Source organism: Bradyrhizobium uaiense (genome assembly GCF_010811875.1).
GTDB classification, from domain to species: Bacteria; Pseudomonadota; Alphaproteobacteria; order Rhizobiales; family Xanthobacteraceae; genus Bradyrhizobium; species Bradyrhizobium uaiense.
Genome location: NZ_VKHP01000028.1, coordinates 39,307 through 53,775 on the forward strand (window position 1 = coordinate 39,307; position 14,469 = coordinate 53,775).

At 64.7% G+C, this 14,469-nt stretch carries 14 protein-coding genes; 4 read left to right on the plus strand and 10 right to left on the minus strand.

Going from position 1 to position 14,469, the window contains the following annotated elements; genetic code table 11:
• Nucleotides 1–5 precede the first annotated feature (5 nt).
• The 4 genes from FNJ47_RS10000 to FNJ47_RS10015 form a co-directional block, all read right to left on the minus strand.
• Nucleotides 6–473: a biopolymer transporter ExbD gene (locus tag FNJ47_RS10000; RefSeq protein ID WP_028340645.1), complete on the minus strand. Its 468-nt coding sequence runs from the start codon at nt 471–473 to the stop codon at nt 6–8.
• 34 nt (nt 474–507) lie between these two features.
• A complete protein-coding gene (gene tolQ / locus FNJ47_RS10005) occupies nt 508–1,221 on the minus strand; it encodes a protein TolQ (protein WP_016846954.1) in 714 nt (237 codons plus the stop codon).
• Nucleotides 1,222–1,904: 683 nt separating this feature from the next.
• Nucleotides 1,905–2,291 carry a fluoride efflux transporter CrcB gene (crcB, locus tag FNJ47_RS10010; protein ID WP_163152910.1) on the minus strand — a complete coding sequence of 129 codons (387 nt, stop codon included), beginning with the start codon at nt 2,289–2,291 and terminating at the stop codon, nt 1,905–1,907.
• Between the two features lie 227 nt (nt 2,292–2,518).
• Nucleotides 2,519–3,118: a superoxide dismutase gene (locus FNJ47_RS10015; protein WP_163152911.1), complete on the minus strand. Its 600-nt coding sequence runs from the start codon at nt 3,116–3,118 to the stop codon at nt 2,519–2,521.
• Nucleotides 3,119–3,256: 138 nt separating this feature from the next.
• On the opposite strand from FNJ47_RS10015, the gene FNJ47_RS10020 reads away from it, so the two are divergent.
• From FNJ47_RS10020 to FNJ47_RS10030, 3 genes are all read left to right on the plus strand, one after another.
• Nucleotides 3,257–3,787, plus strand: a complete 531-nt coding sequence (locus FNJ47_RS10020; protein WP_163152912.1) for a GNAT family N-acetyltransferase — start codon at nt 3,257–3,259, stop codon at nt 3,785–3,787.
• A 296-nt stretch (nt 3,788–4,083) separates the two neighbouring features.
• A complete protein-coding gene (locus FNJ47_RS10025) occupies nt 4,084–5,463 on the plus strand; it encodes an MATE family efflux transporter (RefSeq protein ID WP_163152913.1) in 1,380 nt (459 codons plus the stop codon).
• Nucleotides 5,464–5,605: 142 nt separating this feature from the next.
• Entirely contained in the window at nt 5,606–6,049 is a 444-nt protein-coding gene (locus FNJ47_RS10030) for a DUF2147 domain-containing protein (protein ID WP_163152914.1), read from the plus strand.
• Between the two features lie 35 nt (nt 6,050–6,084).
• Here FNJ47_RS10030 and FNJ47_RS10035 read toward each other — a convergent pair whose 3' ends face one another.
• The 5 genes from FNJ47_RS10035 to FNJ47_RS10055 all read right to left on the minus strand — a co-directional run bounded on the left by FNJ47_RS10035 (nt 6,085) and on the right by FNJ47_RS10055 (nt 12,767).
• Nucleotides 6,085–7,233, minus strand: a complete 1,149-nt coding sequence (locus FNJ47_RS10035; RefSeq protein ID WP_163152915.1) for a DUF3095 domain-containing protein — start codon at nt 7,231–7,233, stop codon at nt 6,085–6,087.
• Between the two features lie 264 nt (nt 7,234–7,497).
• Nucleotides 7,498–8,703, minus strand: coding sequence for a zinc metallochaperone GTPase ZigA (gene zigA, locus FNJ47_RS10040; RefSeq protein ID WP_163152916.1), 1,206 nt, complete (start codon nt 8,701–8,703; stop codon nt 7,498–7,500).
• Nucleotides 8,704–8,968: 265 nt separating this feature from the next.
• Nucleotides 8,969–10,834, minus strand: coding sequence for a molecular chaperone HtpG (htpG, locus tag FNJ47_RS10045; protein ID WP_163152917.1), 1,866 nt, complete (start codon nt 10,832–10,834; stop codon nt 8,969–8,971).
• A gap of 85 nt (nt 10,835–10,919) precedes the next feature.
• Nucleotides 10,920–11,726, minus strand: coding sequence for an MBL fold metallo-hydrolase (locus tag FNJ47_RS10050; RefSeq protein WP_163152918.1), 807 nt, complete (start codon nt 11,724–11,726; stop codon nt 10,920–10,922).
• A 60-nt stretch (nt 11,727–11,786) separates the two neighbouring features.
• Nucleotides 11,787–12,767, minus strand: a complete 981-nt coding sequence (locus FNJ47_RS10055; protein ID WP_235999742.1) for an AraC family transcriptional regulator — start codon at nt 12,765–12,767, stop codon at nt 11,787–11,789.
• A 185-nt stretch (nt 12,768–12,952) separates the two neighbouring features.
• On the opposite strand from FNJ47_RS10055, the gene FNJ47_RS10060 reads away from it, so the two are divergent.
• The gene (locus FNJ47_RS10060) at nt 12,953–13,525 is read left to right on the plus strand and encodes a sigma factor-like helix-turn-helix DNA-binding protein (protein ID WP_163152919.1); all 573 of its coding nucleotides are present in this window, start codon (nt 12,953–12,955) and stop codon (nt 13,523–13,525) included.
• On the opposite strand, the gene FNJ47_RS10065 is transcribed toward FNJ47_RS10060, so the two are convergent.
• Nucleotides 13,482–14,469: asparaginase (locus FNJ47_RS10065; RefSeq protein ID WP_235999745.1), on the minus strand; the 988-nt coding region annotated here is incomplete at its 5' end. The two genes, FNJ47_RS10060 and FNJ47_RS10065, sit on opposite strands and share 44 nt — an antisense overlap.

Here is a 14,469-nt window from a genome sequence, read left to right on the forward strand (position 1 = left end):
GGTGGTTATCCGCCTTCCGGGATGATGACGATATTCGCCTTGAATCCCGCGGCCCGGACTTCCCCGAGCAATTTCATCATATCCGTGTAACAGACGTCCTTGTCGCCACGCAGATAGACCACTTTTTCGGCATCGGACCGGGCATCTCCGATCGCCTTGATCTTGGCCGGAAAATCGGCCGCCGTGACCGGCGCGTCACCCAGATAGAGCTCGACATTCGAGTTGCAGCCGCCACCGGTGCGCTTGACCGACAGCGTCAAGGGCGGCTGGTTCGACGAGATCGACTTGCCGCCGCTCGCGACCGGCAGGTCGATGTCGATGTTCGACGTCATCAGCGGCGCCGCCACCATGAAGATGATGAGCAGCACCAGCATCACGTCGACCATCGGCGTGACGTTGATCTCGGCCATGACCGGCTTGCGTCCGCGGCGGCGTCTGCCACCACCGCCGGACCCTGCCATGCTCATCGCCATGATCGTGCGCTCGCAAAACTGACCATCACGCCTCTCAGCCCCGCTCGTCGATCTGACGCGACAGGATGGCGGAGAATTCGTCGGCGAACCCCTCCAGGCGCGCGGCCTGCCGGTTCACCTCCGAAGTGAACTTATTGTAGAAAATAGTCGCCGGAATTGCGGCAATCAGGCCGATTGCGGTGGCAAATAGCGCTTCCGCGATACCGGGCGCCACCACGGCCAGGGAGGTGTTTTTCGAGGCCGCGATCGACTGGAAGCTCGACATGATGCCCCAGACGGTGCCGAACAGGCCGACAAAGGGGCCGGCCGAGCCCACGGTGGCCAGCACCAGGAGCCGCCGTTCCAGCCGCTCCACCTCCCGGGCAATCGAGACGTTCATGACCTTCTCGATCCGGGCCTGGAGGCCGGCAAAGGACCGCGACTGGCTCTCGAACGAGCGCTTCCACTCCCGCATCGCCGCCACGAAGCAGGCCGCCATGGACTGGGTCGGCTTGGCCGAGAGCGCCCGGTAGAGTTCCTCGATCGACTGGCCGGACCAGAATGCCTGCTCGAACTTGTCCATCGCCCGCTTGGTGCGGGCGTAGAGCAGGATCTTGTCGATCGCGATCGCCCAGACCCACACCGAGCAGGACAGAAGTCCCAACATCACGCATTTGACGACCCAATGGGCCTGCCAAAACAATGCGATCAGCGACACATCGCTCGATGCCAGTGGCAGAGTTGATTGAGCCACATCGGCGGGATTCATCGGCAATATCCTCTCAACGCAAGTGTCCCAATTCGGCGGGCTGCCAACCGGCAGCGGTTCGACGGCCGCGCGCCCGGCGCGGCAAAAACTGCGCGAGAGCCTCTTACATCTGTCGCATGGGGGGCCCGTCCAAAGCCGGGTCCTGATTCCCCTGCCAACATGTCAAAACGAGGGCTTTTCACGCGGCATTCCGACCCTAACCAAACGCTAATCATGGTTAAGGCGAAGTTACCAAAGGGAAATTTGGAGGCGGGAATTGCCGCCGGCGCAGGGAGTTGGCGGGTTCCCGAGATGAACGGGTTGCGGCCGGTTGCAGGTTATGTGTGCAAGGCGGCACGCCTTCTCCGCATCGTCCTGGATCAACTCAGTCGCACGCGCGTGAGGGAGCCACCGGCGGCAGGGCTCCCTCCCCCCTTGCGGGGGAGGGTTGGGGAGAGGGGCGCCACACGACGTGCGCGCTCCGTATTCATCACGACGACAAGCGAACAATTTGCGGGCGCGATACACTCATCGATCATCTCGCCCGGGGCCACCCCTCTCCCCACCCTCTCCCGCAAGGGGAGAGGGTGGGGAGAGGGGTGCTTACATCACTCGATTTGCTGCACGCCTTCTCGCACGCGTCTGTCGCGTACCCTCAGGTGCGCAATTGCGCATCGGGGAATGACGACGGCGCGAGGCGCGTCTCAGGTCAAATGCCGCACGATCGCCAATCCGGCGAACAGCCCCATGATCGACAACGCCACCGAACCCGCGACATACAGCACCGCGAGCCCGAGCTCGCCACGCTCATAGAGCAGCGCGGTGTCGAGCGAGAACGCGGAGAAGGTGGTGTAGCCGCCGAGGATGCCGGTCATCAGGAACAGTCGCCAGGGCTGCGAGGCCTCGCCCTTGAAGGCGAGATAGCCGGCGATCAGGCCCATCACGGTCGAGCCGGTGATGTTGATGATGAAGGTGCCCCAGGGAAACGCGATGCCGATGCAGCGTGCGCAGGTGACGTTGATCAGGTGGCGCAGCGTCGCACCAAGGCCGCCGCCGAAGAAGACGAGGAGATAGCTGGTCAGTTGCCCCATGGGGGCTTTGTGCCGCATGGCGGATGATGTCGCAAGAAAACAAAAAGGGCGGCAATCGATGCTGCCGCCCTTCCAAAAAAGCTCTCGTCGTCATTTCGGGGCGGTCCGCAGGACCGACCCCGGAATCCCTTCATCCATCAAGCGTGCGGCCCGATGGATTCCGGGGACGATGCTTCGCATCGCCCTCAGGTGCGCAATTGCGCACCCGGGAATGACATCGCCTGCGCTTAGCCGGCCTTGCCGAACAGTTCGTCGACATAGTCCCAATTAACGAGGCTGTCGACGAACGCCTTCAGATAGTCCGGACGGCGGTTGCGGTAGTCGATGTAGTAGGAGTGCTCCCAGACGTCGACGCCGAGGATCGGCACCGCGCCGTGGACCAGCGGGTTCTCGCCGTTCGGGGTCTTGGCGATCTCGAGCTTGCCGCCCTTGACCTGAAGCCAGGCCCAGCCGGAGCCGAACTGGCCAACGCCGGCGGCGGCGAAATCGGCCTTGAACTTCTCGAAGCCGCCGAGGTCCTCGTTGATCTTCTTTTCCAGGCGACCGGGCAGCTTGCTGCCACCGCCATTCGGCTTCATCCACTTCCAGAAGTGGATGTGGTTGTAGTGCTGACCGGCATTGTTGAAGACGGCCGCGTTCTTGCCGAACGAACCCTTCACGATCTCTTCGAGGGACTTGCCTTCGAATTCGGTCCCCTTGATCGCGTTGTTGCCGTTGGTGACGTAGGCCTGGTGATGCTTGTCGTGGTGAAACTCCAGCGTTTCCTTGGACATGTAGGGCGCAAGGGCGTCGTGGGCATAGGGCAGATCGGGTAGCGTGAAGGTCATGGGGTAATGTCCAACAGAGGGTGGGAGACTACACTTAACGGGTCCCCCTTATAGAAGGTTCCACGGCGGAGAAACACCGCATTTTCAGATCGTGTATGACGGATCGGCACAGCCCAAAGCAGACCCAGGACGGCGACGATGAGCATCGAAATCGACATTCTCAACGGAGATGCGTCATGGCAGCGCGCCGAGCCGCTGCTTCGGGCGGTCTGGAGCCCGGATGTCATGCAGAACAAGAGCTGGGCCGATATCAAATGGGCTCATGCGGCTTTGCGCGTGCTGCTCGACGCGCCCGACGACAGCGGACTGGCCTGCCATGTCGGTATCTATTTCCGGACCATCACCTGGAATGGCCACAAGGTGCATGTCGGCGGCATCGGCGGGGTCTCGACCCGCGCGGATTGCCGAGGGCGCGGCTATGCGTCACTCGCGCTCGACGCCGCCGTGCACACCATTCGTGCCAACGATGCGGTGAAATTTGCAATCTTATTCTGCGAGCCGCACAATTTCGCGTTCTACCAGGCGCGCGGCTGGCATCCCTTCACCGGCGAAGTCGTTTGCGAACAGCCCTCGGGGCAGATCCGCTTCGAGGCGATAGCGCCATTCGTCAACGACATCGTCCGCGCGCCGCGCCAGGGCAAGATCGACCTATGCGGCCTGCCGTGGTGACCCCTGCGCGGGCACGGGTGGCTTGCATGTGACGCACACTGTAACATGTCGACCATCATTTATTCCTGCGAGCCCGATCGTTTTGGCATCGATATCCAGCCGCATCGACAGTGGACCCCCTCTCCCGCTTGCGGGGGAGGGTCGGGGTGGGGGCTCTCTCCACGAGTCACTCCTTGGAGAGAGCCCCCAACCGCCACGCGCTGCGCGCGCGTCGGCCTCCCCCGCAAGCGGGAGAGGCGAAGCGAGCTCGCGGACAAGCCGTTCAATCGCCCTCCGATACCCGCGAGTCGCGACGCATGACCATTGAAGCGGCGATCGAGGATATCCGACCAGCCACGCCCGCGGTGCCGGTCGATCACCTGCTCACGGCGCCGATCCTGCCGACGCTGCTCAGACTCGCGGTCCCCAATACTATCGCCATGTTCGGCTCGACGCTGGTCGCAGTGGCCGAGACCTCTTACATCGGCCGGCTCGGCACCGAGCCGCTGGCGGGCATCGCGCTGGTGTTTCCGTTCGCGATGCTGACGCAGATGATGTCGGCAGGCGCGATGGGCGGCGGCGTTTCGTCGGCGATCAGCCGCGCGATCGGCGCCGGCGACCGCGACCGCGCCGCGGATCTCGCGCTGCATGCGGCGATCATCGGGGCCTGCGGCGGATTGTTCTTCACCGTGATGATGCTCGGCTTCGGCCGCAACTTCTATGCGCTGCTCGGCGGCCGCGGCGGCGTGCTCGAGCAATCGATGCACTATTCGCAGGTGCTGTTCTCCGGCGCGATCTCGATCTGGCTGGTCAACACGCTTGCCTCCGTCGTGCGTGGCACCGGCGACATGCGAATCCCCTCGATGACGCTGATCACCACTTCGATGATCCAGATCGCGGTCGGCGGCGTGTTGGGTCTCGGGCTGTTCGGCGTGCCGAGCCTTGGCATGCGCGGCGTCGCCGCGGGCCAGCTCACGGCCTTCACGTGTGGTGCGATCTTCCTCGCCTGGTATCTCGCCTCCGGCCGCAGCCGGTTGAAGCTCGACTTCAAAGCCTTCAGCTTCCAGCGCGCGATGTTTTTGGACATCCTCAAGGTCGGCGCGATCTCCTGCCTGTCGCCGTTGCAGAGCGTGCTGACCATCCTGATCTTCACCAAGATCCTGGCAGGCTTCGGCACCGAGACGCTGGCCGGGTACGGCATGGGCTCGCGGCTGGAATTCCTGCTGATCCCGATCGCGTTCGCGGTCGGCGTCGCCTCGGTGCCGATGGTCGGCATGGCGATCGGCGCCGGACTTGTCACGCGGGCCCGCAAGGTCGCGTGGACGGCCGGCACGGTCGCCGGACTTGTCGTCGGGCTGGTCGGCCTTGTGGTCGCACTGAAGCCGACGCTGTGGATTGCGCTGTTCACCAGCGATCCCGGCGTCACCGCGGCCGCCTCGTCCTATTTCGCGCTGGCGGGTCCGGCCTTCGGCTTCTTCGGCGTCGGCGTCTGCCTTTATTTCTCTTCGCAAGGCGCGGCCAAGGTCGGTGGACCGGTGCTGGCCGGCACCATCCGCCTGCTGCTGGTCGGCATCGGCGGCTGGTGGCTTGCTACCGTGAGCGCCCCGGCCTGGACGCTGTTTGCACTGGTCGGGGCTGCGATGGTCGCATTCGGCCTCGCCACCATCATATCGATTCGGCTGACCCGCTGGGGATAGCATCGCCACAAGCCCTGCCTGAGTATGACCATCGCCGGAATACACAACAAAATTTTCCGGGCCACACGCGCCTGGCCGGACGAATATGACATTGCAGAAATCTTTCGACTTGTTATGCAGGCCGACCTTTTGGGGAACAGCCATGGTCTGCAAATTCGGATTCGTGATCGCAATCATCGCGACGGCGCTCGCCGCGCCTGCCGCGCATGCGGAGGGCGCGCCTGAGCCTTTCGGCGTCTGGCAGACCCAGGCGGGCGACGCCCGCGTCAAGATCAGCAAATGCGGTGGCGGCATCTGCGGCGTGGTGGTGAGCCTGCGCGACCCGATCGATCCGATGACCGGCAAGCCGCAGGTCGACAACAAGAATTCCAATCCGTCGCTGGCTAACCGGCCGATCATCGGGCTGCCGCTGTTCTCCGGCATGCAGCCGGTCGCCGCAGGCAAATGGTCGGGACAGATCTACAATGCCGACGACGGCGGCACCTATGCGAGCAGCATCTCGGTGACCGGCGAGAGCACGCTGCGCGTCGAAGGCTGCGTCGGCGCCCTGTGCGGCGGCGAAACCTGGACGCGCGTCGGAAGGTAAGCCGCAGGGGGACTGCGTGCTCCCTCGCCCCGAATCTACGCCGCGCGCGTCTTCAGCACGGTGGCGGCCGAGGCGTAACCGCCGCGGGCGCCGTCGATGAAATGGACGTGGTCGGCGCGCATCACCGACGGGGTGAAGCAGGTCATCATCGCAGCGTCCTGTTCATGCAGGCCGTAGCGCACGACGCCTTGCGCGGCTGCCGCAACCAGGCGCTGCTCGAGCTCGGCGGCGAGCTTCGGCGTGCAGTCCAGGATCATGCGCAGGCCGTCGTCGAACTTGCGGAAGTCGGAGTTCTCGACCAGCTGCCGCACATAATTTTTCGGCACGAACTTGCCGACCGGGATATTGAACCGCATCAACGTGTAGGCCCATAACGTGAACGCGAGCACCGTGGCACGGCGCAGCGCGAGCGAGCGGCCGCGTCGCGCCCGCGCCTCGTACTCCATCCCCTGCGGCGGCCAGCGCAGCGGCGGGCCGTCTGCAGGCACCGGCCGTCCGGCATCGGGGCTTTTCTCGATGCGGACGACAATGTCCTCGATCACCTTGCGGAAGGAAGCGGGATCGGCGTCCTTTGCCGGCAGCACCAGCACCGAGAGGATGACGCCGCGCGCGGACGGCATCACCTCGAAGCGGCAGGACAGGCCGGACAGATCGGGCTGGGTGCCCGGCGGCGCCGGATCGACCGCGAATTCGCCGCGCTTCATCGCGGCATCGGCGTAAGCGAGACCACCACCGGAGAACATCGCGTAAGAGAGATTGGCCGACGGCCCGAAGCGCGCGACGCGAACGTCGGCGCCCGCCGCGCGGATCGCCGACACCGGCATCAAGGCTACGCGCAGCACGAGATCGAGATCGTCGCGCACCCAGCGCGCGGTCGCAGCCAGCGCCTCGCGCGCTTTGTCGAGATCGGCTGGGGAGACGGCGAAGCTCGCGCCATCGCCGCCGAACACGAAGGGGAATTCGCGGCCATCCAGCGCATTGGTGACCGAGGCGACCACCGCGGCGCCGGCCATGTTGACCGCCTTGTAGCGCTGCGCCGCAATCGCCTTGGTCGATTCCACGATATCGGCGACGCCGACGGTCCAGTCATCGGGCAACGGCGCATACAGCGCGGGATCCATCAGCCGCGCGAAGCCGCGAAACACCGGAATGCTGCCGTAGAAGATCTCGCTGCCGCCAGCCATCGCAACGCCGCCGTTTCCGCCCTGCTGTGAAACTCTCTAGCAGATACGGTGCGGATTTGGACCGGGTTTTCCCCGGAGCCTGTGGCGTCTGTTCACCGTCACCCTGAGGAGCGCGCCTTGGCGCGCGTCTCGAAGGGTCGACGGCCCGACTTTCGCCAGGATCGGATGGTGCGTCGCAGGGACATCCGTGGCCGATTCATCCTTCGAGGCTCGCTTCGCTCGCACCTCAGGATGACGGGGCATAGAGGGCGCACTTCGATCACCTCACGCCGCCTCGCCTGCCCTCCTCCACGGCGGAAACGGATCGTGCAACTCGGTCCAGGCTTGCGGGTCCATGCCCGGCCTGCCCGCGATCAGGCAGGCATCGAGACGACGGCGAATGTCGTCCTCGTTCATCCCGGAGCCGATGAAGACCAGCTCCTGCCGGCGGTCGCCATAGAGATCGTTCCAGCTCCGCTGCATCATCAGCCGCCAGTCGGGATGATCCGGCCAGCGCTCGCGCGGGATTGCCGCCCACCAGGAGCCGAGGCCTTCGGTGCGGACGATCGCGCCGGCCTGGCTCAGCTCACCGCACCAATCCGGCCGCGTCGCGATCCAGAAATGGCCCTTGGCGCGGATCACGCCGGCCCAGCTCTCGCGCAGGAAGGCATGGAAGCGCACCGGGTCGAACGGACGCCGTGCGCGATAGACGAAGCTCTTGATGCCGTACTCCTCGGTCTCCGGCACATGTTCGGCAAAACCGTAGAGCTCCTTGTGCCACAGCGGATGCTGCTGCGCCCGTTCATAGGCGAAGCGGCCGGTGTCGAGCACGCGGTCGAACGGGACTTGTGCAAAGCTCGCCTCGACGAGGTCGGCATCGGGATTGAGCGCGCGTACGATGGTGCGGGCAGCTTCGCGTTGCGCGGGCGTCGCGGCATCGACCTTGTTCAGCACGACGACATCGGCGAACTCGATCTGCTCGACCAGGAGATCGACCAGCGTGCGCTTGTCGCCGTCGAGCGCCTCGCCGCGCTGGCTGAGGAAATCGGTCGATGCGTAATCCTTCAGCAGATTGGCGGCATCGACCACCGTGACCATGGTGTCGAGGCGCGCGACATCGGAAAGGCTCTCGCCATCTTCATCGCGAAACTCGAAGGTCGCGGCGACCGGCAGCGGCTCGGAGATCCCGGTCGATTCGATCAGCAGATAGTCGAAGCGGCCGCTTTCGGCGAGCGCGCGCACCTCCTTCAGGAGATCGTCGCGCAGGGTGCAGCAGATGCAGCCATTGCTCATCTCGACCAGTTTTTCGTCAGTCCGGGACAGGTTCGCACCGCCATCGCGAACGAGGTCGGCGTCGATGTTCACCTCGCTCATGTCGTTCACAATCACCGCAACCTTCAGGCCGTGGCGGTTGTTCAGGACGTGGTTCAGCAAAGTGGTCTTTCCAGCCCCAAGGAAGCCGGACAAGATGGTGACGGGGAGTTTTTGCATCGAGATCAAACAGTTGCTGGAGGGATAGGCGGCGGCGGGACATGCGGCTTTCGCTTGATGTTATGTTATAACATAACATCAATTACCCGCGGCATGTCAAGCTCGTCGGTGAACCGACGGCTGCCCGTCCCGTCATGCTGAGGAGGCCGCGCAGCGGCCGTCTCGAAGCACGACGGGCCCCGCTGCAACAGCTCGACCGTGCATCCTTCGAGGCTCGCAAGAGCTCGCGCCTCAGGATGACGGGCTACAGATCTGGGAATCTCGCCTACTTCCCCAGTCCGCGCAGCACGAGCTGGTTCAAGCGGCTCGCGAATGCGGCGGGGTCGTCGGGCATCTCGCCATCGAGGATCTGCGCCTGCTCGAACAGCAGCAGCGAGAGGTCCTTGCCCTGCGCGGTGTCGGTCGCGAGTGCGGCGACCAGCGGGTGGCGCAGGTTGATCTCGAGGATCGGCTTGGTGATCTCGCCGCGGTTCTGCTGGGCGAGCAGCCGCTCCAGCGCGCGGTCGCGCGCGTCGCCGCCGGCAACGAGGCAGGACGCACTCGACGTCAGCCGCTGCGAGGCGCGGACATCGGAGACGCGCTCGCCGAGCGCATCCTTGATCACGGCGATCGTGGTCGCGGCATCGGCCTCGGGCTTGTCCGCCTTGTCCTCGGCCTTGTCGTCGACGAGCGGGATCAGGCCGAAATCGACGTCACCCTGGCTCAGCGACTTCAGCGGCTTGCCGCCGAAATCAATTGGCGCCGAGGTCCAGAACGCATCGACGGGATCGGTCAAGAGCAGCACCTCGATGCCGCGGGCGCGCGCCGATTCCAGCTTGGGGTTCGACTTCAGCCGCTCGACGCTGTCACCGGCCAGATAATAGATCTCAGTCTGGTTCGGCTTGAAGTCGTCGACATATTGCTTCAGCGAGCGGTTCTCGCCCGACGTCGTGGTGAAACGCGCCAGCGCCAAGAGCTTCTCGCGGCGCTCGAAGTCTTCCCACAGGCCCTCCTTGATGACCGGGCCGAACGCGTCCCAGATCTTTGCAAAGGTCTCCGGCTCCTTCTCCCCGAGCGTTTCCAACTCGCTGACGACGCGGCTGGTGACGGCCTTGCGGATCTGGGCGAGTTGCGGATTGTTCTGCAGCATCTCGCGCGAGATGTTGAGCGGCAGGTCCTCGCTGTCGATCGCGCCGCGGATGAAGCGCAAGTAAGCCGGCAACAGCTCGGCGTCGTCCGCGATGAAGACGCGGCGGACGTAGAGCTTGACCTTGCCCTTGCGCTCGACCTGAAATAGGTCGAACGGCTTCTGCGACGGCGCGAACAGCAGCACGGCGTAGGACTGCCGGCCCTCGGCGCGGTAATGCAGCGTCATCGCCGGCTCGTCGAACGCGCCCGCAATCTGCTTGTAAGCCTGCGCATAGTCTTCCGGCTTGAGCTCGGATTTCGAGCGCTGCCACAGCGCGCTGGCCGAATTGATCTGGCGCGGCTCGCCTTCCTCCGGCACCAACAGAATCGGAAACTGGATGTTGTCGGAATATTCCCGGACGATGCGCTCGATCTCGTAGATCTCGAGATATTTGGCGGCGTCCTTTTTCAGATGCAGCACGATCTCGGTGCCGCGCGCCACGCGCTGTGCGGCTTCCTCGCTGGCGGGGGCGATCTCGAAGCCGCTGCCGCCTTCCGACGACCACACCCAGACTTCATCGCTGCCGGCGCGACGGCTGGTGACGACGATCTTCTCGGCGACCATGAACGCGGCATAGAAGCCGACGCCGAACTGGCCGATCAGATTGGCGCCGTCCTTGGCTTCGGTCAGCTTCGACAGGAACGATTTGGTGCCGGAGCGCGCGATGGTGCCGAGATTGTCGATCAGCTCCTGCCGCTCCATGCCGATGCCGGTGTCGACCACGGCAAGCGTGTTGGCCGTCTTGTTCGGCACGATCCTGATTTCCGGCGGCGTGCCGTCGGTGATCAGGCCGGGATTGGCGATCGCCTCGTAGCGCAGCTTGTCGCAGGCATCCGACGCGTTCGAGATCAGCTCGCGCAGGAAGATATCGGTCTCGGAATAGACCGAATGCACCATCAGGTGCAGCAATTCGGCAACCTCGGCCTGGAACGGCTGGGATTCGGCGGCGGCAGTTGTGGTCATGCGGAAACTCGGACAAACCTTAAGTGGCGGGAAAGCCCTGATATAGCGCGAACGCGCCGCGTGGCAAGGCGAGCGGGGGGAACCATCAGTCCGAAATCGCTGCGATATAGCGCTCGACTGAACGGTCGAACGCCGCCTTGGCATCGGTGGCGATGTTCTTGCCCCACCACGCGCCGTAGATCCGATCATACGCCAGCGGCGCGACCGCGCGCGCGACGCGGCGGACCGCTGCAGCGTTGAGCGGAATATAGTTCGGATAGGAGTACATGAAGCTGACCGATCGGCGATCCATCGCCACCATCGCGATGTCCCCGGTCAAGAGCGCACCGCGCCCGTCGGCGCCCTTGCGCCAATGCAGCATGGTGGCGCCGGCGAAATGTCCGCCGCCGCGCACCAGCAGGATGTCGTCGGAAATGCGGTGGCTGTCACCCTGCCACGGCACGATCGATGGAGTGGGCCGCGTCACCCATTGCGCGTCGTCGCCGTGCAGATAGACCGGCGCGTCGTCGAACGCCGCGCTCCAGTCGGCGACCGCGCCATAGTAATGCGGATGCGAGATCGCGATCGCCTTCAGCCCGCCGAGCGATCTGACATGCGCGATCGCCTCCACCGTTGCGAGCGGCACGCAGTCCCACATCACGCAACCCCCACGATCCGGCACCAGCAGCGCGCGTTGCCCGATCGCGAATGGCGGCTCGAGCGCGATCCCGACCAGGCCGAGATCGTCGCGCCAGACCAGTTGGTGACGTTGCGCGAGCTCCTCGCGCGTCAGCCAAGCCTGCCCCTTCCAGTTCACATATTGTCGCTCGTCCTCGCAGATCGGGCAAGCCGGCGGCGGCGCCGCAGTTTCAGGAAATTGCGCGCCGCATTGTTCGCAGGTCCAGAGAGGCATGGAGACACACGTGCTTAAGATGGAGCCAGACCCCTGCTCTACGTCACCAGCGGGACGCGTTCAATGCCGGCGCCCAAGTTCCATCTGCATCTCCGCCGGCGCGATACCGAACTTCCGGCGGAACGAGCGGTGAAAATAGGACAGGTCGTTGAAGCCGACCGTATAGGCGATGTCGCTGACCTTGCGGCCGCTGCCCTGCTCGTGCAGCAGCAGCCGGCGCGCCAACAGCAGGCGCTGCTCCAGCACGAATTCCGAGAACGTGGTGCCTTCGGACGCGAACAGGCGCTGCGCCTGCCGCGTACTCAGCGCGTTTGCTTTTGCGATGGCCTCGATCGTCAGCTTGCCGTTGTCGAGATTCTTCAGGACATCGGCCTTCATCAGCTCCAGCCGCGCCGTCGCGATGCCATCCCGTGCAACCAATTCCTTCGTCTCGGCACTGCTGCCGAGCACGAGACCGACCAGATCGGCGAGGTGATGCGCCGCCGCCTGCTGGCCCGGCAGGTCCAGGTCGCTGGCGAGATCGGTGCAGAGCGCCGAATAGCGCTCGATCATCGCACTCAAGGCAATGTCGCGGCCGAGCGCGCGCGCCAGTTGCGTCTCCGCTGATGGTGCGACCTGAAGCAGGAGGCGTCGCGGAAACCGCGTGGTCGTAAAGCTGCCGGACTGGGTGAGGTCGGCAGTGCCGACGATGTTCATCTCGGTGAGACACATCTGGCCGCACGTAATCTCGATCGCCTTGCTGCCTTGCGTGACCTGCACCGTGCCGCGGGTCGCAAAGATCAGCACCAGGTCGTCGCAGCCGTCGTTCAGAAGGGGTCGGGTACGGGCGAAGCGGGCCGAGCCGCCGCGCGGCGTCGCGATCGCGACCGTGTGCAGCAGCGTGAATTCGTTGTGGCAATCGATGCTGACGTCGTCGGTCGGTCCGACGTCGAGCCGGCAGAAGCCGCGGCAAATGCCTTCGCGCCACGCCTCATAGGCCGGCCCTTTCGCCAGCCCGCGATGGAAGATCGAGAAACGGTTGGGCACCTGTGTCTCGGACATGATCCGCTCCGAACGCCCGATCGACCACAACGCTGGCACGATCGATCACTTGTCGCCCGATATGCGCATGTGTCGTGCGCGTGTCGTTCCTGTCCCTACGCTTGGCGCGACGGTCCACGACCCCGGTGGGGAGCCTGATACCACTCCGCCGATTGCTGGTAAAGCTATTCACGAGATGCAACCCTATGATGCGAAGCGCGAAAGCCGGGAATAAAACGGCGCAGCAGTTTCGTGACGCGGCCCTGCCGTGGCTCGACGATGCCTATGCACTCGCCCAAATCCTGATGCGAACCGAGGTGGACGCCGAACGGGCCGTGCAGGACTGCTATCTGCGTGCGCTGCGGCAATTCGACGGCGTTCGCGGTCCGGCCGTCAGGCCTTGGCTGCTCGCGATTCTCAGAGCCGTCTGCCAGGAAAGACGTGGCGAGATGCTCGGCCGCCGCGCTACACCGACGAACAACAACGCAGCGTCGGAGCATCGCGACGTCCCGACAATTCGGCAACTCATTGGCGAGCTACCCGCGCCGCTCGGCGAGGTCATCGCCCTGCGCGACGTGATCGACCTCTCCTACAAGGAGATCGCCGAGGTCACCGGCGTTCCCGTCACCACCGTGATGTCACGCATCGCACAGGCCCGCGCCCTGCTGCTCGCGGCACGGCGAGCAGCCAAACCGCTCCAAGAGCCACTAGCGGCGCGACCCGCGGGCCGCACGATCACGGCTGGGCGAACGCCTGCTGCACCGCCTTGGGATCGGTGATGCCGTTGGCGATCAGGAGCTCGAGCAAGACGCGGGCCTTCTGCGGATTGAGATCGAGCGAGACCGCAAAGCCGAGCTTGTCGTCCTCGACCTCGACGTTGCGGTTCACATAACCCGAGCCGACGCGGGTCGAGCGCACCACCACGACGCCCTGTTTCGCCGCCGCCGCCAGCGCATCGATCGCGCCCTTAGATGAATTGCCGTCGCCGACGCCGGCCAGCACGATGCCTTTGGCGCCGCGCTTGACCGCATCCTCGACCTCCGCGGCGTCCATGTTGGCGTGCGAATAGATGATGTCGACCCGCGGCAAGGGCGGAGCGTCCGGCAGCTTCAGCGCGGCGGCTTTCACCGGTGCCGCCGGGTGCAGGAAGCGCAGCGAACCGGTGTCGACGTAACCGATCGGCCCGGCATCGGGCGAGCGGAACGTCTGGACGCTGGTGGTATTGGTCTTCTGAACCCAGCGCGCCGCATGGATGGTGTCGTTGAGCACCACAAGCACACCGCGGCCGCGGGATTCCGGCGCCGAGGCGACCCGCATCGCATCGTAAAGATTGGCGGGACCATCGGCGCCGATCGCGGTCGAGGGCCGCATCGATCCGACCAGCACGACCGGCATGTCGGTGTCGAGCACGTTTTGCAAGAAGAACGCCGTCTCCTCCATCGTGTCGGTGCCGTGCGTGATGACGACGCCGTCGACCTCCTTGTTGTCGATAGCCGTGCGGATGCGCTTGACGAGGTCGAACCAGACGTTGTCGTTCATGTCCTGCGAGCCGATCGACGAAATCTGATCGGCCGAGATCTGGGCTAGCTTGTCGATGCCGGAGATGAACACGAACAGATCGGCCGCGTCGCTGAAGCCGAAATTCTTCTGCGTGATCCAGTTCACCGCGTTGTTCGGGATATGGTCGCGATAGATCGCCCAGTTGGCGAAGCCGCGCAGCAGG